This window comes from Dickeya poaceiphila, assembly GCF_007858975.2.
In the GTDB taxonomy this organism is placed as follows: domain Bacteria; phylum Pseudomonadota; class Gammaproteobacteria; order Enterobacterales; family Enterobacteriaceae; genus Dickeya; species Dickeya poaceiphila.
The window spans coordinates 1,591,988-1,610,392 of the sequence record NZ_CP042220.2; the positions used below are offsets into that span (position 1 = coordinate 1,591,988).

Annotated in this window: 19 protein-coding genes and 1 pseudogene; 2 read left to right on the top strand and 18 right to left on the bottom strand. The window is 47.9% G+C overall.

What is annotated here, in order from left to right; translation table 11 throughout:
- Nucleotides 1-87 precede the first annotated feature (87 nt).
- The 14 genes from Dpoa569_RS07160 to fliF form a co-directional block, all read right to left on the bottom strand.
- Nucleotides 88-1,208, bottom strand: a protein-coding gene (locus tag Dpoa569_RS07160; protein WP_146411187.1) for an IS3 family transposase whose coding sequence is annotated in 2 segments (ribosomal slippage) — nucleotides 88-950 and nucleotides 950-1,208 — 1,122 coding nt in all. Because the reading frame shifts where the segments join, the coding sequence is not laid out codon by codon here.
- Nucleotides 1,209-1,322: 114 nt separating this feature from the next.
- Nucleotides 1,323-2,105, bottom strand: a complete 783-nt coding sequence (gene fliR, locus Dpoa569_RS07165; RefSeq protein ID WP_042871286.1) for a flagellar biosynthetic protein FliR — start codon at nucleotides 2,103-2,105, stop codon at nucleotides 1,323-1,325.
- Nucleotides 2,106-2,107: 2 nt separating this feature from the next.
- Nucleotides 2,108-2,377, bottom strand: coding sequence for a flagellar biosynthesis protein FliQ (gene fliQ, locus Dpoa569_RS07170; RefSeq protein ID WP_042871285.1), 270 nt, complete (start codon nucleotides 2,375-2,377; stop codon nucleotides 2,108-2,110).
- 39 nt (nucleotides 2,378-2,416) lie between these two features.
- Complete coding sequence (fliP, locus tag Dpoa569_RS07175) at nucleotides 2,417-3,193, bottom strand: flagellar type III secretion system pore protein FliP (protein ID WP_146411190.1); 777 nt, start codon at nucleotides 3,191-3,193, stop codon at nucleotides 2,417-2,419.
- Entirely contained in the window at nucleotides 3,190-3,606 is a 417-nt protein-coding gene (fliO, locus tag Dpoa569_RS07180) for a flagellar biosynthetic protein FliO (RefSeq protein ID WP_042871284.1), read from the bottom strand. Before fliO ends, fliP begins: the two co-directional genes overlap by 4 nt.
- Nucleotides 3,606-4,022, bottom strand: coding sequence for a flagellar motor switch protein FliN (gene fliN / locus Dpoa569_RS07185; protein ID WP_042871283.1), 417 nt, complete (start codon nucleotides 4,020-4,022; stop codon nucleotides 3,606-3,608). The genes fliO and fliN overlap by 1 nt, the downstream gene beginning before the upstream one ends.
- Complete coding sequence (fliM, locus tag Dpoa569_RS07190) at nucleotides 4,015-5,031, bottom strand: flagellar motor switch protein FliM (protein WP_042871281.1); 1,017 nt, start codon at nucleotides 5,029-5,031, stop codon at nucleotides 4,015-4,017. The genes fliN and fliM overlap by 8 nt, the downstream gene beginning before the upstream one ends.
- 5 nt (nucleotides 5,032-5,036) lie before the next feature.
- The gene (fliL, locus tag Dpoa569_RS07195; protein ID WP_042871279.1) at nucleotides 5,037-5,525 is read right to left on the bottom strand and encodes a flagellar basal body-associated protein FliL; all 489 of its coding nucleotides are present in this window, start codon (nucleotides 5,523-5,525) and stop codon (nucleotides 5,037-5,039) included.
- A gap of 133 nt (nucleotides 5,526-5,658) precedes the next feature.
- Nucleotides 5,659-6,999 (bottom strand): flagellar hook-length control protein FliK, encoded by a 1,341-nt coding sequence (locus tag Dpoa569_RS07200; protein ID WP_042871277.1) that lies wholly within the window; start codon nucleotides 6,997-6,999, stop codon nucleotides 5,659-5,661.
- 2 nt (nucleotides 7,000-7,001) lie between these two features.
- Nucleotides 7,002-7,442, bottom strand: coding sequence for a flagellar export protein FliJ (gene fliJ / locus Dpoa569_RS07205; protein ID WP_042871275.1), 441 nt, complete (start codon nucleotides 7,440-7,442; stop codon nucleotides 7,002-7,004).
- Nucleotides 7,443-7,450: 8 nt separating this feature from the next.
- Nucleotides 7,451-8,824: a flagellar protein export ATPase FliI gene (fliI, locus tag Dpoa569_RS07210; protein WP_042871273.1), complete on the bottom strand. Its 1,374-nt coding sequence runs from the start codon at nucleotides 8,822-8,824 to the stop codon at nucleotides 7,451-7,453.
- On the bottom strand, nucleotides 8,824-9,582 hold the full coding sequence (gene fliH, locus Dpoa569_RS07215) for a flagellar assembly protein FliH (protein ID WP_371810638.1): 759 nt from the start codon (nucleotides 9,580-9,582) through the stop codon (nucleotides 8,824-8,826). Before fliH ends, fliI begins: the two co-directional genes overlap by 1 nt.
- Nucleotides 9,557-10,549 (bottom strand): flagellar motor switch protein FliG, encoded by a 993-nt coding sequence (gene fliG / locus Dpoa569_RS07220; RefSeq protein ID WP_042871271.1) that lies wholly within the window; start codon nucleotides 10,547-10,549, stop codon nucleotides 9,557-9,559. The genes fliH and fliG overlap by 26 nt, the downstream gene beginning before the upstream one ends.
- Complete coding sequence (gene fliF / locus Dpoa569_RS07225; protein WP_042871269.1) at nucleotides 10,546-12,243, bottom strand: flagellar basal-body MS-ring/collar protein FliF; 1,698 nt, start codon at nucleotides 12,241-12,243, stop codon at nucleotides 10,546-10,548. The genes fliG and fliF overlap by 4 nt, the downstream gene beginning before the upstream one ends.
- 324 nt (nucleotides 12,244-12,567) lie before the next feature.
- On the opposite strand from fliF, the gene fliE reads away from it, so the two are divergent.
- A complete protein-coding gene (gene fliE / locus Dpoa569_RS07230; protein WP_042871267.1) occupies nucleotides 12,568-12,885 on the top strand; it encodes a flagellar hook-basal body complex protein FliE in 318 nt (105 codons plus the stop codon).
- A gap of 367 nt (nucleotides 12,886-13,252) precedes the next feature.
- On the opposite strand, the gene fliT is transcribed toward fliE, so the two are convergent.
- From fliT to Dpoa569_RS07250, 4 genes and pseudogenes are all read right to left on the bottom strand, one after another.
- Nucleotides 13,253-13,615: a flagellar protein FliT gene (gene fliT / locus Dpoa569_RS07235; RefSeq protein WP_042871265.1), complete on the bottom strand. Its 363-nt coding sequence runs from the start codon at nucleotides 13,613-13,615 to the stop codon at nucleotides 13,253-13,255.
- Nucleotides 13,615-14,025, bottom strand: a complete 411-nt coding sequence (gene fliS, locus Dpoa569_RS07240; protein WP_042873965.1) for a flagellar export chaperone FliS — start codon at nucleotides 14,023-14,025, stop codon at nucleotides 13,615-13,617. Before fliS ends, fliT begins: the two co-directional genes overlap by 1 nt.
- 104 nt (nucleotides 14,026-14,129) lie before the next feature.
- Nucleotides 14,130-15,566 (bottom strand): flagellar filament capping protein FliD, encoded by a 1,437-nt coding sequence (gene fliD / locus Dpoa569_RS07245; RefSeq protein ID WP_050569462.1) that lies wholly within the window; start codon nucleotides 15,564-15,566, stop codon nucleotides 14,130-14,132.
- Between the two features lie 287 nt (nucleotides 15,567-15,853).
- Nucleotides 15,854-16,973: pseudogene (locus Dpoa569_RS07250) on the bottom strand (IS3 family transposase).
- A gap of 403 nt (nucleotides 16,974-17,376) precedes the next feature.
- On the opposite strand from Dpoa569_RS07250, the gene Dpoa569_RS07255 reads away from it, so the two are divergent.
- Nucleotides 17,377-18,219, top strand: a complete 843-nt coding sequence (locus tag Dpoa569_RS07255) for a flagellin N-terminal helical domain-containing protein (RefSeq protein ID WP_146411193.1) — start codon at nucleotides 17,377-17,379, stop codon at nucleotides 18,217-18,219.
- Nucleotides 18,220-18,405: the final 186 nt, after the last annotated feature.

Below are 18,405 nucleotides of genomic sequence, written 5' to 3' on the forward strand. Positions count from 1 at the left end.
TGACATGCTTTTTTTTTTTGAGGGAGGTTGTGCATTTTTGAGCGCGTGTGACCTGCTCTGACCTGCCCCCAGTATTAAACACAATAATCAGTTAGTAATGTCGGTTGATTTACTCCCGTATTCTCCGTTTCGCCATCCCGCTGCAAACTCTGAAGGGGTCTGATAATTCAACGAAGAATGAGGCCGACATTCGCTATAGTCCTGCCGCCATGCGCTTATAATTTCTTTTGCATGAACAACATCGTGGAACCAGTGCTCATTCAGGCATTCATCGCGAAAACGACCATTAAAACTCTCAATAAAGCCATTCTGTGTCGGCTTGCCCGGCTGAATAAGCCGCAACTCAACATTATGTTCAAAGGCCCACTGATCCAGCGCACGGCAGGTAAACTCAGGCCCCTGATCTGTTCTTATCGTCGCCGGATAGCCACGAAACAGCGCAACGCTGTCCAGAATGCGTGATACCTGAACGCCTGTAATCCCGAAAGCAACGCTGATCGTCAGATACTCCTTCGTGAAATCATCAACGCAGGTCAGGCATTTAATCCGGCGACCACTGGCCAGCGCATCCATGACAAAATCTATTGACCACGTCAGGTTGGGACCTGCCGGACGCAACAGCGGAAGCCGCTCAGTTGCCAGCCCCTTACGGCGCCGTCTGCGTTTTACGCCCAGGCCATTGAGATGATAAATGCGGTAGACCCGTTTGTGGTTAACGCAAAGGCTTTCACGACGCAGAAGCTGCCAGATACGCCGGTAACCGAAACGTCGGCGTTCCATTGCTAGTTCGGTGATACGTGCAGACAGATACGCATCAGTAGCCGGGCGGTGCGCATCATATCGGCAGGTCGACAGGGACAAACCTGTCAGCCTGCAGGCACGCCGTTGCGACAGACCTGTCGCTTTGCACATCACTGTCACGGCTTCCCGCTTCTGGTCTGTCGTCAGTACTTTCGGCCCAGAGCCACCTGTAGTGCCTCTTTATCCAGCATGGCTTCGACGAGCAGCTTCTTGAGGCGGGCGTTCTCTTCTTCAAGTGACTTAAGCCTTTTTACTTCAGGTAATTCCATGCCACCAAACTTCTTACGCCACGTATAAAAGGTGGCGTCGGAGATGGCGTACTTACGGCAAAGTTCGCGGGCGGAAACACCCGCCTCGGCTTCGCGAAGAATATTGATGATCTGTTCGTCGGAAAAACGCTTCTTCATGGTGATGTCCTCGTGTGACTAATGAAGACATTACTAACATCGGTGTGTGTTAATCAACGGGGAGCAGGTCAGCGATGCATACATTATGAGCAGAATAAGTTCAGAGAATAGTTATTATCCTAAAAAGCGACTTAGTAAATCAGCCAGCAGGTCATAGGTTTCGCCAAACAGTTTTTCGGTGTAAGGCGAGATGAGGAAGATCAGGAAACCTACGGTAATGATCCCAGCAAAAAGAGTAATGGGAAAACCGATAGCAAAGATGGTCAACTGCGGTGCGAGCCGGCTTAATAATCCGAGCGCCATATTAATGGCCAACAATAATGTGATAAGCGGCATAGCAAGCATTAGCCCATTAGAAAAGATTTTGCCTCCTGCTCCAGCCAGAGCCACAAACATGTTGCTGCTGACAGGTTCTGCGCCGATAGGGATCGTATGAAAACTGTCAACCAGCAGTGAAATTAGCCAGAGATGCCCGTTCATAGTCAGAAAAAGTAATAGTGCCAGGAGATTCATGAATCTGGCAATAACCGGCATATTAGGACCACCACTAGGATCAAAGAACGTAGCGAACGAAAGGCCCATTTGCAGGCCGATAACTTCGCCAGCCAGTCGAACTGCAGCAAATGCCAGCTGCATGGTGAAACCCAGCATTACTCCTATCAATATTTGCTGAAACAGCATCCAGATACCGGCCGCAGAAAAAATGGGAATTGAGGTAGGCGGGATGCCTGGGGTAATGACGATGGTAATCAGTATTCCCAAGCCAATCTTTACTCTGCGCGTAATAGCGCGTTCGCTAAAGATTGGCGCAGTGCTAATCAGTGCCAGTATTCTGACCAGTGGCCAGAAAAACTGGCTGAACCAACCAATCATGTCGATACTGTTGAGGGTGACCATATCTATCCAATCATATTGGGAAATTGGCTGAACATCGTACGCATATAGTCAAGAATGACACCAAGCATCCAAGGGCCGGCAACTACCAGTGTGAAGAATACCGTTAGCACCTTGGGAATGAATGACAGGGTCATTTCGTTAATTTGTGTGGCTGCTTGAAGCAGGCTGATAATCAAACCACTGACCAGTGCGGCGACAAGGGGAGGGCCTGCCAGCATCAGCGCTATTTTCATTGCTTCATAGCCTAAAGCCATGACAGATTCAGGAGTCATAGAGGCGTTCCTCTGATGTGGTGACGATATTCGTACCGACTAAGTATAGAAACTCTGGGCTAACGACCCTAGCAACAATTGCCATCCGTCGACCAGCACGAAAAGCATCAACTTGAATGGTAGCGAGATAGTTGCTGGGGGAACCATCATCATACCCAGCGCCATCAGCACGCTTGCTACAACCAGATCGATCAACAGGAAAGGAATAAAAATCGTAAAACCAATCTGAAAGGCGGTTTTCAGTTCGCTGGTAACATAAGCTGGTACCAGCACCCTCATTGGCACAGCTTCAGGACCTTGCAGTGAAGGAATTTTCGCCAACCGGGTAAACAGAGCCAAGTCTGCTTCCCGAGTTTGTCGTAGCATAAATTCACGCAGTGGCTGAGCTCCTTTATCAACAGCCACTTCCATACTAATTTTATCCTCACTGAATGGGCGATAAGCCTCATCATAAATGCGGTTAAGTACAGGAGACATTATGAAAAAAGTCAGGAACAGGCTTAATCCCAGCAGTACCTGATTAGGTGGAGCCGTGGGCGTACCCAAAGCGTTACGCAGCAGACTCAGCACAATGATTATGCGGGTAAAACAGGTCATCATCAGTAATACTGCTGGAATAAAACTCAGCGAAGTGATGAAGACTAGTGTCTGAATGGGTAACGACCAGCTCTGCCCACCGTTGGCCAACGGTTGACTGACAATACTTGGCAATTGCGCCAGTGCGTGAGGCGTAATCAATAATAGAACGAGAACTACAGGGTAGCGAAGCAGACGGAACCATGCAGATAAAGAGGTTGAACGCAGAGGGGTACTCATTCGGTTTTTTCCGGACGTTTGGTCGCTTTCTTTAGAAACTGAAGAAAATCGGCTGGCGCAAGTTTTTCTGCCGATTCAGCATTGCCAACAGGGCGCGCGGGGAGAGTGTGCAGATGGGTTATCTGTTGTGCCGTCACCCCTAATACGAGCCAGGTATCATCAATTTCCACGATCACAATACGCTCGCGCTGCCCGACCGGACACGCTGATACCGTTTTAATGACATTACTACTTTTTATTTGTGGGGCAATACCCAGTTTTCGTAATAGCCAGGCTACTAGCAATATCAGCAGCAAGACGCCACACAAGGCGGTACCAATTTGTGACAATAGAACACCACCAGAAATAACGGATTCAGCAGCCATAGGCGGCTGCTGAATCGTGGAGACGGCTTGCTGTGTGGCTTGTGCCATTACCGGCCTAACCTGCGCATACGTTCTGATGGTGTAATAATATCGGTAATGCGCACACCATACTTGTCGGAGACAACAACCACTTCACCCTGAGCAATCAGATATCCGTTAATCATTATATCCAGAGGTTCACCTGCAAGGCCATCCAATGCTACTACGGAACCCTGCGACAAACGTAGCAGTTCTTTAATAGTCATTTTAGTACGGCCTAGCTCCACAGTTAGCTTAACCGGGATATCTAGAATAAGATCAATATCTTGCATTGAACCTTGAGTGTCTTGTACATCAAAGTTTTTGAAGATACCTTCGGTACTGCTTTGCGTGCTTTTTTCTGCCGACTGCTGCTCGTTAAATGCATCAGCCCACAGATCGTCCACGGAATCCGTTTCTTCGGACGGTTTCTTGATGTCACTCATTGAGCGGTTCCTCGTTATTCAGAGAATTTAAAATGGGGTTAATCAAGTGTTCAACACGCAAGGCATACTGACCATCTAGAGTACCGTATTGACATGTCAACACAGGTACGCCGTCAACATGGGCCACCAGGCGTTCAGGTTTATCAATCGGCAAAATATCTCCGGGTTTGAGTTTCAAAACCTTTGACAGTCGAACCGGAATATCAACAAAGTTGGCAACTAGCTCCAGCTCTGAATGCTGCACTTGTTTTGCCAATGTTTCACGCCAATGCTGGTCTTCCTGCTGTGAATTTTCAAGTGGCGGGTTGGCCAGTAATTCGCGTAAAGGTTCAATCATGGAGAATGGGATGCAAATGCTGAACTCACCAGTCAATGTCCCGATTTCCAAATGGAAAGGTGTTGTCACCACGATATCATTCGGTGATGTAGTGATGTTGGTGAATTTCACCTGCATTTCTGAACGCACGTATTCCACATCAAGCTTGTAAATTGCGTTCCAAGCGTCGCTGTAGGCTTCAAGTGCCAGTTTTAGCATTCGACGCACAACACGTTGCTCGGTGTGCGTAAATTCGCGGCCTTCAACCTTGGTAGGAAAGCGACCATCACCGCCGAACAGGTTGTCCACGGCAATAAAAACCAGACTGGGTGAAAACACGAACAGTGCGGTACCGCGCAATGGTTTCAGATGTATCAAATTGAGGTTAGTTGGAACCGGCAGGTTACGCGCAAACTCATGATACGGCTGAATCTTGATTGCACCAACAGTGATATCCGGACTACGGCGAAGCAGGTTGAACAGCCCCATACGAAACTGACGTGCAAAACGCTCGTTGATGATCTCCAGTGCCTGCAACCGCTCACGAATGACACGTCGCTGTGTATTGGGATCGTAGGGTTTAACATCCCCGTCTTTCTGCGAAGCAGCGTTGCTGGCATCAGCGCTACTATCGCCACTGTCACCGTTTAGCAGAGCATCAATCTCTGCCTGTGAAAGAATGCTGTCACCCATAGTGATTACCGCAAAATGAAAGCAGTGAACAGGACATCGCTGACTACCTGATTAGGTTGTCCGGGAACCAGCGGTGGGCTTAATACCTGCTTGATTTCTTCAACCAGCTTTTGCTTGCCTTGTTCCGTTGCCAGAACAGACGAACTCTGACGAGAAAACAACATAATCAAACGACTTCGAATTTCTGGCAGATAGTTGGTCAGGCGCGTACGGGTCGCTTCATCCGGCAGTCGTAGGGTAATACCCACATACAACACCCTATCCGGATTATTATCTGCAGACAACAGGTTAACGGTGAATGTATCCAAAGGCATGAATACCGGCGCAGGCGGCGGAGGTGGCTCGCTGGACACCGTTTCGGCTTTCTTATGATTCAAGAACCACCAGCCAGCACCTGCAGCAGCAGTGGCTGCCAGGGCTATAACAATCAAGAGTATCAGCCAGAGGGAGCGCTTCTTACCGCCTGACTGGGCTTTCTTATTAGACGTAGCCAATGATATATCCTGTTATTTATCAGTATCTAATGACAAAGTTAGCCATGAGATAAATGCGTGATATCATGATTATCCCGCCTATTCATCGCTTCAATACAATGAATAAACAATAAAAAAAGCGTTAACTTCTTTATTAGGCAAAGATATCGACGCCATTAAGCCCTGTTACCATGGATTGCAGTTGCGTGGGTACTGCCAGTACTTCAGTTTCAGTGGCAATACGTTCGGACTGACCAAATTGCTGCTGGTAAGATGAAGCGTTGCCGCTGCCATTACCATTTGCATTGCTTGCCACTTGCTGCTGTGATTGCTGCCAACTGCCGGCGTCTGAGCCTACGCTGCTCTGTCCCAGATTGATGCCATTATCGGCCATCGCACTACGCAGGTGGGGTAGTGCAGACTCCAGTGCAGAACGTACCTGACTGTTACCCGAAATCATGTGAATCTGCGCCTGATTATCTTCGATTTTTAGCATGATATGCAGCGAACCCAGTTCTTCAGGGTGAAGCTTAAGTTCAGCTGTTTGCTGTCCATTACGGGCAAACATGACGACTTGTTGACCTAATGCATCATTCCATTGCTGGGTACCCATAGGTGCATTGAGCTGACTGGTTACGTGCTGTGCCGCTGGCTGAGCTGGCGTCGCGTTACTGGAAAACAGTGACGACAATGCCTGTAATGATGAATTAGTGCTTGCATCAGTTGGAGCGGATGCCGCTGTTGGATTGCTGGCACTGTCTTCTTTGCGCGACGCCAGCAGAGCGTTATCTCTGAATTGATCATAACCCGTTTCAGCTGCGTGCAAATCGGTATTTTTGGCTGCTGCAGTTTCTACACCCATTGAAGTCAGCGAGGATGCTAAAGTGCTATGCGTCGTTGTGGACGAATTCAGTGTAAAGTTGCCTTGTGATGAATCACCAGTTTTTGCTGAATTCAGTAACGAACTTAACACATTGTTGCCGATTTTATCGCTTTTCAATCCGTCCAGTGCACCAGGCAAGTTTTGGGGAAGATGACTACCTTCAGAGGCTAATTTTGTTTGAGTGGTAGTCTGTACCGGAATCATTGCAAACAATGCTTGTATAGCCAGCGCATCGGCATCAGATGTTTTTTCGTCTTTTACACTTGCACTGTCTTTTTGTTGAGCCTTTTCCAGCAATGATTCAAGAGAATTGCCGGATTGTAGATCGGTTAGTGTAAGCGTTCCTTTGGTCAAGGCACTTAGGATAGCATTCAGTTCATCACTATTGGCTTCAATACCGCCTTTGGCCAGTGCATCTTTGAATTCAGCACGTTCCTGATCGCTAAGAACTGCTTTCTTGGTAGCTTGCGTTGTGGATAGTTTCTGAGTGAGCAACTGCACAAAATTTTCCGGCAGTTGGTCTTTGCCCAATTGTGCAAGTAAGGAATTAGCCTGCGGCGCAATTGTGCTTGCATCAGTCGTAGTAGTGATAGTCATTGCCGGCAAGTTCATAATTATGTTTTCCTCATTGATGCACGTTGGGCGAACTCATCCATCCGCTTCTGTTCCTGACGATTTTCGTGTGCCAGCATCTTGGTCTGCTCACGTTGCTGTAACGTACTAAATGCATTTAATCTCTGCTGCTTTTCTTGCCAGGCTTTGATTGCCTGATTTAAGCGTGAGGACCAATTCAATAACTGATGCTGATGCTGCTCAATCGCCTTTTCCAGAGTCAAAATAAATTGCTGATAATTCTGCCAGGAAGTATTTGCCATGCCTTCGGTCATGGAGTCATTGAGTCGCTGACGATAATCATCGTGATAACCTAACAACATATTCAGTTGCTGTTCAGCATGTAAATAGGCCTTTTGTATATGTCCCAGATGCGTTGTCGCAGCATCGGCCTCTTTTTGGGCTAAATCACGCAGCATAACGAAGGTTGACTGAGTTTTCATCTGCCCTCCTATCGATTATACGGGAAAATGTTATTCAGTGCCTGACAGGCTTCTTCAAATGAGCTTCGCTCAAACATTCCCTGCTGCAAAAAGTGCTGCATATGCGGATACAGTTGTATAGCCCTATCAAGCAGCGGATCGCTGCCGGCGGCATAGGCACCAACATTAATCAAGTCGCGATTACGTTGGTAGCTGGATAGCGACTGTTTGAATTGTCTTACCGCAGAATAATGGTCTTCATTTATCAACGCTGTCATTGCACGACTGATCGAAGCTTCAATATCAATAGCCGGATAGTGCCCAGACTCTGCTAACTGACGTGATAACACAATATGACCGTCCAGAATAGCGCGGGCTGCATCAGCAATTGGATCTTGCTGGTCGTCGCCTTCAGTCAACACTGTATAAAATGCCGTTATTGAACCACCACCAGAAATACCATTGCCTGCGCGCTCTACCAGTGCAGGCAGTTTAGCGAAAACTGAAGGTGGATAACCTTTGGTTGCTGGCGGTTCGCCAATAGCCAGTGCTATTTCACGCTGGGCCATCGCGTAACGCGTCAGCGAATCCATAATTAACAATACATGATGCCCTCGGTCACGGAAATCTTCTGCGATGCGTGTAGCATAAGCTGCGCCCTGCATACGTAACAGGGGAGAAACATCTGCCGGGGCAGCGATTACCACTGAGCGGGCGAGTCCCTCAGTGCCGAGAATGTTTTCAATGAAGTCTTTGACTTCACGGCCACGTTCCCCGATCAGACCGACTACGATCACATCGGCTTGAGTATAGCGGGCCATCATTCCAAGCAACACACTTTTACCTACACCGGAGCCGGCGAAAAGACCCATACGCTGGCCTCGGCCAACAGTCATTAATGCATTGATAGCACGAACGCCAACATCCAACACGTACTCAATCGGTGTACGCTGTAGAGGATTAAAAGGTGCTGTTACTAAGGGGGCGCTGTAGCCGGTATCAGGTGCTGGCAAACCATCCAGTGGTTTTGCACTGCCATCCAATACGCGGCCCAACAATGCGGGGCCTAACGGTAGCTGCTTACCTTGACTGCTGCCGGAAAGGCCGACGCGCTCATAAACGCGAGCTCCTGGTATGATGCCTTCAACTTCTTCAAGTGGCATCAGGAAGAGTTTTTGACCGTTAAAGCCGACAACTTCGCTTTCTACTTCGTCAAACTGATTGTTACCACTCTGTCGTTCAATCAAACAGGTTGAACCTAATGGCATATGCAGGCCTGTTGCTTCAAGCACCAATCCCGTTGCCCGCGTCAGTCGTCCATAGCGACGTATCGAGGGTGTATTAGCGATACGTTTTTCAAACGCATCAATGGAGTTGAGCCAACGGGATAGACGCACAGTCATCACAGCTCTCCTGGTGCGGCCAGTCGGCAAAGTTCATGCCAGCGTGTGGCTATGCTAGCATCAAGATCTCCTTCTTCGGCACTCACTTTGCAACCGCCTGGATGCAGCTGATTATCGGCCAGTAATCGCCAGCCGTGCAGACTGAGAGTAGGGCCAAGATGCTGTTCTACCAACGCCAGATCTGCTGGATGTACTCGCAACTGTGGTTTGCCACTGAACATCGGTTCTTGTTGAATTAACTGCTGTATTTGCCCCATCAAAGCAGTACCATCACAAACGGGTGCCTGACCAATAACCTGTCTGGCAGCCGTTAAGGCCAGTTGCATCATCCGAGAAACAATCACGCTGTCGAGTGCATCCAGTGTTTGCTGAAACTCATTGACCATTTGCTGCATCTGGGCAATAACGGGTTGCTGCTGTTGCGCTGCATCTTGTAAACCTTGTTGTGTCCCAGCCTGAAGCCCATCCTGATAGCCAGCGGCATACCCCTGCTGTTTACCTTCAGCAAATCCGGTTTCGCGCGCCTGTTGCAGCACCTGTTCACGTAGCGTAGCCAGGTCATCTTGTGGTTGCTGAAAATCAGACATGGCAAAGAAACCGTTGTCGTCTTGTGGCTGTAGCGGCGCGGCGACAGTGGAAGATGAGACCGGAACCACTACGTCCTTAACCGCGGACGTAGGAGAGGACAGGTCATCCAACTTCCAAGGCTGCCAGTCAAGATCGCTGGAAGAATTAGACAAACGCGTCATCGCCACCACCGATAATCATTTCGCCGCTGTCTGCCAAACGACGTACAATGAGCAAAATGGCTTTCTGTTCGTTTTCCACCTGAGACATACGTACCGGGCCACGAGTTGCCAGATCGTCGCGCAGAATTTCTGCCGCACGTTGCGACATGTTGCGCAGGAATTTCTCGCGTAGCGGCTGATCTGCCCCTTTCAGTGCGATCAGCAGAGACTCGGATTCCACTTCCTGCAGCAAGCGCTGGATACTGCGGTCGTCCACTTCCACCAAGTTTTCGAACAGGAACATTTCATCGATAATTTTCTGTGCCAGTTCGCCATCGAACTCGCGTACTGCATCGATAACCGCTTCTTCGTGCTGCGTTTTCATCAAGTTGATGATCTCTGCCGCAGTACGAACACCTCCCATCTTGCTGCGTTTGAGATTTTGACCATCCAACAGTCCGTTAAGGACTTCAGTCAGTTCCGCCAATGCGGATGGCTGTACCCCACCGAAGGTAGCAATACGCAGCATGACGTCATTGCGCATACGTTCATCGAAATAGGCCAGAATATCCGCTGCCTGCGCACGTTTAAGGTGCACCAGAATGGTGGCGATAATCTGCGGGTGTTCATCACGGATAAGATCGGCAGCACTTTGTGGCTCCATGAAGTTGAGCGTTTCCATGCCAGAAGAGGTTTCCTTGCTTTCAAGGATATCTTCCAGCAGGCTGGAGGCACGTTCTTCACCCAATGCTTTGACCAGCACAGAGCGGAGGTAGTCACCGGCGTTTACACCCAGTGCTGCATACTGCTCAGCTTCAACATCAAATTCACGTAAAACTTCCAACAACTCCGACTGAGAGACCTGCTTCATATTGGCCATCGCAGTACTGAGATGCTGAACCTCACGCGTTGAAAGGTGCGTAAAAACTTCTGCCGCACGGTCTTCGCCAATAGTCATCAATAAGACGGCGCTTTTTTCTGTACCTGTCAGACTCATAGTTCGTTACTCATCCAGTGACGGATTACCAGTGCGAAAACACGAGGATCGTTGTCGGCCAGTTCACGGATACGCTGGCTGTGCATTTCTGCATGGGCGCGCTGTTCGGATTTCCTGTGCATTTCTTCTTCCATCGCACTAATCGAGACAGATACATCCGAATCCTGACCACGCAGAGCTGCAGCAGCCTCGGCGGCTTCTTGTATCTGAATGCGTTTCTGCAACTGCGGACGTACCAGCTTACGATATAGAATCCAGCCAACAATTAGCACCAGCAACCAGCGGCCCATTTCAACCAGCAGATCAAAGAATGCCTGTTTCTTCCAGAAGGGCAGTTCACCAGAAGTGGTCTCTGTAACGGTAAATGGTGTATTGACCACATTCAGCGAGTCGCCGCGATCACCGGAGAAGCCCATCGCTTCACGCACCAATGCTTCTATCTTTTTCAACTGTTCGTCGCTGAGCGCAGCCGGTTTACCATCTTCGCCCTGTGTGTAATTAACTACCACGGCGACAGACAGGCGCTGAACATTTCCAGTGCTTTGTTTGGTATGACGGATTGTGCGATCAACTTCATAGTTAATCGTTTGATCATGCCGACTGTTGTAAGTCTGATTGGCTGAGCTGTTGCCCGATGTTTGAGTATTGGCTCCTGCCGTAGTTGCATTATTTTGATTATTAGTATTATTTGCCGGCGGAGTTGAAATAGGTGCGGTGGGCGCCGGCGTCGGTGTATTAGAAAGTGCACCGGGCACACCACCTACGTTAGCCCCACCACGTTGATCGCTCTGGCTGGTTTGCTGAGATCGCACAGCAGATTGATTGGGAGCTTGATTCGGTTGGTATTGTTCATCAGTCTGTTCTCGATTAGCGAAATCGATTTGGGCAGTGACCTGTGCATGTACATTACCAGAACCGACTACCGGTACCAGAATCGCTTCAATACGGCGCTGGTAATTGTTTTCGACCTCATTAGCATACTTCAATTGAGCGGCATTGAGATCGCGTCCAGAGCTATCATTCTGGGTCAACAGTTTGCCGGTCTGATCAACCACGGTTACTTTGTCGGCAGGAAGACCTGCTACGCTGCTGGAAACCAGATAAGTAATGGCACTAATCTGTCCGTCATCCAACGCTCTGCCGGGCTGCAGAGTAACAGTGACTGCTGCAGATGGGGATTTCTGCTCACGCACAAATAACGATGGTTTGGGAATGGCAAGATGAACACGTGCATTCTGGATAGGACCCAGCGTTTCCATTGTTCTCGCCAGTTCGCCTTCCAGCGCGCGTTGGTAGTTAATTTGCTCGCTAAACTGGCTGATACCGAATTTTTCCTGGTCTAGCAGCTCAAAGCCTACTGCGCCACCTTTTGGTAAACCTTGCTGCGCCAGTTTTAATCGGGTTTCATAGACTTTGTCTGACGGGATCATGATAGCCGCGCCGCTTTCCGTAAAGCGGTAGGGGATATTCATTTTGCCCAGTTCGGAGACAATGCTACCACCATCGCGTTCGTTCAGATTAGTGTAAAGTACCCGATAGTCAGGACCACGTGCCCACAATGACAATGCAACAATAATCGCAATAGTCGCTGCGGCAGCAATCAATAAAGGGATTTTAGGGTTGGCACGCAAACGGTTGAGTATTTCACCAAAGCTTTTCCCGCCGGTAGCGGCTCCGGATGTTAAGGCGTTCATACTCTATCTCTGCCTGGTTGCTGAACGATATTGATAACGTTGTAACGTAACAAAACAGAACTCCCTGATTGCGCAATCATAAAAACTCATCACCTACATTTACCGGCATGTCATTATTTTCCGTTACGCAAAAATTGATGGGTCGATAAGCTAGCATTTTTAATGTCATTTATACGATTTATTGCCTTATGGATATGGTAGCTTATTAAGCCTATAAAGATATGTATGTAAAATAACCTGTGTAAATTCTGCGTCTTTTTATATATATATCTGATTATTATTGGTTTTTATCTCGTTAGCATATCTTTAGTTGAGGAATCAGGCATGTCTATTCAGGGTATCGATGCAGTGTTGCAGCAGATGCACGTTACTGCAACCAAAGCAGCCGCCGGTGGGTTCGATTCCAATGTGGCGTCGCAGTCTGGTTTTGCCAATGAATTAAAGCTCGCGCTTGATAAAATCAACGAAACACGGACGAAGGCTCAAACACAGGCTGAGGCGTTTACGTTAGGTACACCAGGCGTCGCCCTAAATGATGTCATGGTCGACAACCAAAAAGCATCCATTGCTTTGCAAATGGGTGTTCAGGTTCGGAATAAACTGGTGTCAGCCTATCAAGAAGTAATGAATATGACCATATAATCGTAGATAGAGCACAGTGCGATTATCTTTGTAAGTCGTATATACCCGTTATACTTCACATACTGGATCGTTGGCCGCTTTGTTTGATCTCGGTTACTGACTTGAGCAAGCTCCCAAGGAGCCGTTCGGTTGCCGCGGCACAAGGCTCATAATTATTAACCTTACCCTGAGAACCAACGCTTTTTATTTATGCTGAGGTTTGAACTGTTTTCTTGGGTAAACTAATGTTATTTATAGTTATTGTTGTTTTTAGGGTGAATTGCTAATAGTTATTCACCCTGATTTTAAGGTAAGCAGAACTCACACGTAGTATCAATGAGCCAGCTCTTCTGAAAGGTTCATGGAGTCGGAGTCAACACATTGCCAATCAAGGCTGTGGCTTTCCTGGAAGTATATCGTTGGAAAACTCGGCGTATACGTTATTAACTGATTTCTGGTTTTGGGACTGCTGCATTAATATTGTCAGTTCTTCCATTCTGTTTTGTAAAAGTTTTTTCACCTGAGCTTCCGTATCCAGTATATCCTGAAGAAGTTGACGAAACTGCAACTGCACAGTGCTGGGAATATTGGCTGGAACCGTAATCTGGCTGATTCTCTCTATCGATTGAATATAAATGATTTCTTGCTCAACAACATCATCCCATAATCCATTGAGGGCCATGGTTTTGATGTTTCGGATGAGTGAGAGCAGCCCCTGATACTCAGTTAGTAATGGAGAGAGATTTTCCATTAGCGCGCTTCCGTCGTTGGTTGATGACCAGGCCCAATTTGTTTCCAAGCATCCGCAATGTTATCAAGGAGAGATTCAACTTCTATAATTGCCTGCAAATCGTTGTTAATGTTTGCGTGCAATAACCGACGCACCATGTAATCGTAAAGATCAGCCAGATTCTCTGCCAGCTCGCCGCCTTTTTCCATATCTAATCCAAGCTTTAGGCCATTGCTGATAAGATCAATCGCTTTGGATAAGGCATTCCCTTTGCCGACAACGTCATTCTGTTCAAGAAGAATTCTTGCCCGGATAAGCGCACTCTTGGCACCGTCAAACAGCATGACGATCAACTGATGAGGGCTAGCGCTCATAACGGCACTTTCCACACTTACCTGAGCATATGCCTGACTGACATTCTTTCTATACATGACCATGCGTTGGATAACCGATTAACAATAAATAATAAAGGCTGTAATATTCGGAGGTATATGATGGCCTTAACGCATAGCATGTCATATACCTCTTAATTTAATTAGCTGGAGCTATTGTTTTTATTAAACTGCTGCGTCAGGTAAGTACTGGTTGACGACATTTTAGATAACATGGTGTTAAGCTGGGTAAATTGAGTCTTATAACGTGCCATGGTGGAGTCAATACTGGCTTGAATACTGGTAAGCCGTTTGTCAATGTTTTGCTGACTTGTCTCGATACTTGCCTGAGCTGATTTGAGCAAGCCATCTTTTGAGTCTAATGTTTTACTCAGGTAAGTTCCTGCTTGAGTAGCGAATCCGGTAGTAGAACCGTCACCAGTGAAAAAGGCCGCTACACCACTGGCGTTGGTTTTTAGTGCCTTTTCAAGAGTTGCATTACCACGATCACTTATAACCAGTTTACCGGTGGATGGGTCTTGAGTAATTCCCAGATCAGGCATAATGTGCAAAGCACCACTCCCGCTCTGAAAATTGGTCATCAGGCTTTGTAATTGTCGCTGAACGGTACGAATGGTGCCATCATTGGCCAGCGCACCATTTTTCGTTGACTGCGCATCGAATTTAGTTTGTGTTTGTATGACATCCAGAACGTTATTATAGGATGTCACCCAGTCCTGAACCGCTTTTTTGGTTTTAGAGATATCCGTGTCTATTGTCAAGGTTTCAGGTGTAGAACCTACGGCGGATGCGGACTTAAGGTTTAGCGTTACACCATTGATAGCGGTCGTTACGGTATTGCTCTGACTGGTTATTGGCATATTGTTGAACGTGAATGATGCATCCTTGGCTGCAACCTGCTCGGTTAAGCTGCCCAATGAGCTGGAAAGTGAGCCACTCACTGAAATGGTCATCGCGGACTGTGTGCCTGTATCTTTTGCCGTCAGCATCAGATAGTTGCTGGTACCATTATTAACAATGCTAGCGTTGACGCTACCGCCTGCATTGTTAATCGCATCGCGGATATCATTTAAGGATGTTTTGTCATCAGTCAATGTAATAGTCAGCGGTTTCGATTGGCTAGGCTGTGAAATCGTGATCGTGCTGCTAGTGCTTGAGGTGCCACCTGATACTAGCGCTGTTGACACACTGCTAAACGGGCCTGATATTTGCGACTGCGCCTGAGCGAGGTTGTTGACAAAAATACTGTACGAACCGGCAACGGCTGTACTATCTGTTGGGGTTGCGCTGAATGCTGTGTTAGTGCTGGTCACGGCAGTTGATGAAATGCTTTGCATATTCTGCAAGGTACTGGTGGCACTTTGCAAGCTTTTCATTGCAGCCTCGACAGTGCTATAGGCTGTGGCCTGTGCACTTAGCGAAGTTTGTTTATCTTTATAAGGTGTCAAGCGCTGCTCTTCGACGGTTTCCAGTTTAGTGAGCAGACTACTCAAATCTAACGATTGCCCACTAACAGTTGACCCGAGGTTCATACCTATCGATGAGATAATGTCTGAATTACTGCTAACCGTCGTCGCCATGATCACATACCTTCAGTGGTTTAAGTTATTAACAATAAGCTTATCGGCACTGTAACCGAAAAGTTTATATGCGTAATGTAAATTTCAGCGTAATCGTTATTGGTCCTGATTTCCATCATTCAAATGTAGAGTGACCTGATTCTCCACCACGCCAGGTAGTGGGCAAGCGGCTAAGTGAATAAACTCTCCACTCAGAGGCGGCTCGCCCTACTCAGTCAATGTTGTGGCAACTCTGCGAGTGATTTCTCCACATGGGAATGACCTGCCCCCAGTATTAGATACAACGATCAGTTAGTAATGTCGGTTTGTTTACCTTCTAATTTTCCATTTCTCCAGCTTGCTGCAAATTCAGACGGCGTCTGGTAATTCAGCGAAGAATGAGGCCGACATTCGCTATAGTCCTGCCGCCAGTCATTAATGATTTTCCGGGCATGAAGAATATCGCTGAACCAGTGTTCATTCAGGCATTCATCCCGAAAGCGACCGTTGAAACTCTCAATAAATCCGTTCTGCGTTGGCTTACCTGGCTGGATAAGTCGCAACTCCACACCATGCTCAAAGGCCCATTGATCGAGCGCGCGGCAGGTAAATTCCGGGCCCTGATCGGTTCTTATTGTCGCCGGATAGCCACGAAAGAGCGCGATGCTGTCCAGAATACGCGTGACCTGAACGCCTGAAATACCGAAAGCAGCAGTGATCGTCAGACATTCTTTCGTGAAATCATCCACACAAGTCAGGCACTTAATCCGGCGGCCGCTGGCAAGTGCATCCATGACAAAATCCATCGACCATGTCAGGTTCGGCGAATCCGGACGAAGAAGCGGAAGCCGCTCAGTCGCCAGACCCTTACGGCGCTGTCTGCGTTTTACGCCCAGGCCATTGAGATGATAGATGCGGTAGACCCGTTTGTGGTTAACGCAAAGGCCTTCACGACGCAGAAGCTGCCAGATACGCCGGTAACCGAAACGTCGGCGTTCCATTGCCAGTTCGGTGATACGTGCAGACAGATACGCATCAGTAGCCGGGCGGTGCGCATCATAACGGCAGGACGACAGGGACAAACCTGTCAGCCTGCAGGCACGCCGTTGCGACAGACCTGTCGCTTTGCACATCACTGTCACGGCTTCCCGCTTCTGGTCTGTCGTCAGTACTTTCGGCCCAGAGCCACCTGTAGTGCCTCTTTATCCAGCATGGCTTCGGCGAGCAGCTTCTTGAGGCGGGCGTTCTCTTCTTCAAGTGACTTAAGCCTTTTTATTCAGGTAATTCCATGCCACCAAACTTCTTACGCCACGTATAAAACGTGGCGTCGGAGATGGCGTACTTACGGCAAAGTTCGCGGGCGGAAACACCCGCCTCGGCTTCGCGAAGAATATTGATGATCTGTTCGTCGGAAAAACGCTTCTTCATGGGGTTGTCCTCATGTTGCTGATGAAGACATTACTAACATCGTCGTGTGTTAATCAATGGGGAGCAGGTCACGTCCGGCTTCAACGGACTTCAGAACGGCTATGATCTGGTGTTCAGTGAATCGGGCTTTACGCATGGCGATCTCCTCAAGGGACATAATCAGTATGTCGGAAGATCTCTAAAAGTGAATGGTTCGGTTTGCTGGGATACTTACAAGACCAGTAGTTTGCCTTTAATCATGGACTAGAATTGTGCAGCGGCTGCCAGGCTTGGTTTGCCGGAGTCTGCGAAAATTTCAAAAAAAAGCTAAAGATTGTTTTGCTCAGGTCGATACAGTTAGTGACGGTGATGACACCGGGGGCAACAGCCCATCCCCATTAATAGAGATGAAAGGAATATAATTATGGCAGTCATTAATACTAACAGTATGTCGCTGTTGGCCCAGTCCAACCTGAACAAATCTCAATCTGCCCTGCAGACTGCTATTGAGCGTCTGTCCTCTGGTCTGGCTATCAACAGCGCCAAAGATAACGCTGCTGGTTCTGGTATCGTCAACGGTATGACCTCTCAGATTCGTGGTCTGACTCAGGCATCTAAAAATGCTAACGACGGCGTATCTCTGCTGCAGACTGCTGAAGGTAACCTGGACGAAATCAACAACAACTTGCAGCGTATCCGTGAACTGGCAGTTCAGGCTGCTAACGATACCAACGGTTCTGTTGACCGTACATCCATCCAGACTGAAATTGACCGTCGTGTTAATGAAATCGACCGTATCGCAAACACCGCTAACTTCAACAACATCAAACTGCTTGATGGTAGTGTGAATGCTACTGGCCTGAACATTCAGATCGGTGCTGGTACCAGTACTAACGACTCTATCGCTATCAGCAGCGTAGCGTTGATTAACGCAACTACAGGTGCAAGTGGTCTGTCTGTAACTGGCCTGAGCGTAGCTAGCGCCAGCTCTGCTGCTTCTGTGATCACTTCTGTTGATGCTGCACTGCAGAAAATCAACACCGCTAAAGCGAATATCGGTGCTACTCTGAACCGCTTTGAATCTACAATCAATAACCTGAGTAACACGATTAATAACCTGAGTACTGCACGTAGCCGTATCCAGGATGCTGACTATGCGACCGAAGTTTCTAATATGAGCCGTGCTCAGATTCTGCAGCAGGCTGGTACATCTGTGTTGGCACAGGCTAACCAGGTTCCGCAGACTGTTCTGAAACTGTTGCAGTAATTGCAGAGTTTATACGTACATTAATCAGTTTAAAGCCAACCCAGAGGGTTGGCTTTTCTTTTTTATGCGGGAAAATCGGATCTGGCATTTTGGTTATGGTTTCTTAAGCGATGAAATAAGTGACTTATAATTTGATGCTCTAGGGATTGGTAAAAGTGTTTTCTTATATACTGGATGTAATTTTAT

Excerpts from the sequence above, each read along its gene's own strand:
- fliR (WP_042871286.1), bottom strand. The coding sequence starts at position 2,105 with ATGGTCACCCTCAACAGTATCGACATGATTGGTTGGTTCAGCCAGTTT.
- fliQ (WP_042871285.1), bottom strand. The coding sequence starts at position 2,377 with ATGACTCCTGAATCTGTCATGGCTTTAGGCTATGAAGCAATGAAAATA.
- fliP (WP_146411190.1), bottom strand. The coding sequence starts at position 3,193 with ATGAGTACCCCTCTGCGTTCAACCTCTTTATCTGCATGGTTCCGTCTG.
- fliO (WP_042871284.1), bottom strand. The coding sequence starts at position 3,606 with ATGGCACAAGCCACACAGCAAGCCGTCTCCACGATTCAGCAGCCGCCT.
- fliN (WP_042871283.1), bottom strand. The coding sequence starts at position 4,022 with ATGAGTGACATCAAGAAACCGTCCGAAGAAACGGATTCCGTGGACGAT.
- fliM (WP_042871281.1), bottom strand. The coding sequence starts at position 5,031 with ATGGGTGACAGCATTCTTTCACAGGCAGAGATTGATGCTCTGCTAAAC.
- Dpoa569_RS07200 (WP_042871277.1), bottom strand. The coding sequence starts at position 6,999 with ATGAACTTGCCGGCAATGACTATCACTACTACGACTGATGCAAGCACA.
- fliJ (WP_042871275.1), bottom strand. The coding sequence starts at position 7,442 with ATGAAAACTCAGTCAACCTTCGTTATGCTGCGTGATTTAGCCCAAAAA.
- fliI (WP_042871273.1), bottom strand. The coding sequence starts at position 8,824 with ATGACTGTGCGTCTATCCCGTTGGCTCAACTCCATTGATGCGTTTGAA.
- fliG (WP_042871271.1), bottom strand. The coding sequence starts at position 10,549 with ATGAGTCTGACAGGTACAGAAAAAAGCGCCGTCTTATTGATGACTATT.
- fliF (WP_042871269.1), bottom strand. The coding sequence starts at position 12,243 with ATGAACGCCTTAACATCCGGAGCCGCTACCGGCGGGAAAAGCTTTGGT.
- fliE (WP_042871267.1), top strand. The coding sequence starts at position 12,568 with ATGTCTATTCAGGGTATCGATGCAGTGTTGCAGCAGATGCACGTTACT.
- fliT (WP_042871265.1), bottom strand. The coding sequence starts at position 13,615 with ATGGAAAATCTCTCTCCATTACTAACTGAGTATCAGGGGCTGCTCTCA.
- fliS (WP_042873965.1), bottom strand. The coding sequence starts at position 14,025 with ATGTATAGAAAGAATGTCAGTCAGGCATATGCTCAGGTAAGTGTGGAA.
- fliD (WP_050569462.1), bottom strand. The coding sequence starts at position 15,566 with ATGGCGACGACGGTTAGCAGTAATTCAGACATTATCTCATCGATAGGT.
- Dpoa569_RS07255 (WP_146411193.1), top strand. The coding sequence starts at position 17,377 with ATGGCAGTCATTAATACTAACAGTATGTCGCTGTTGGCCCAGTCCAAC.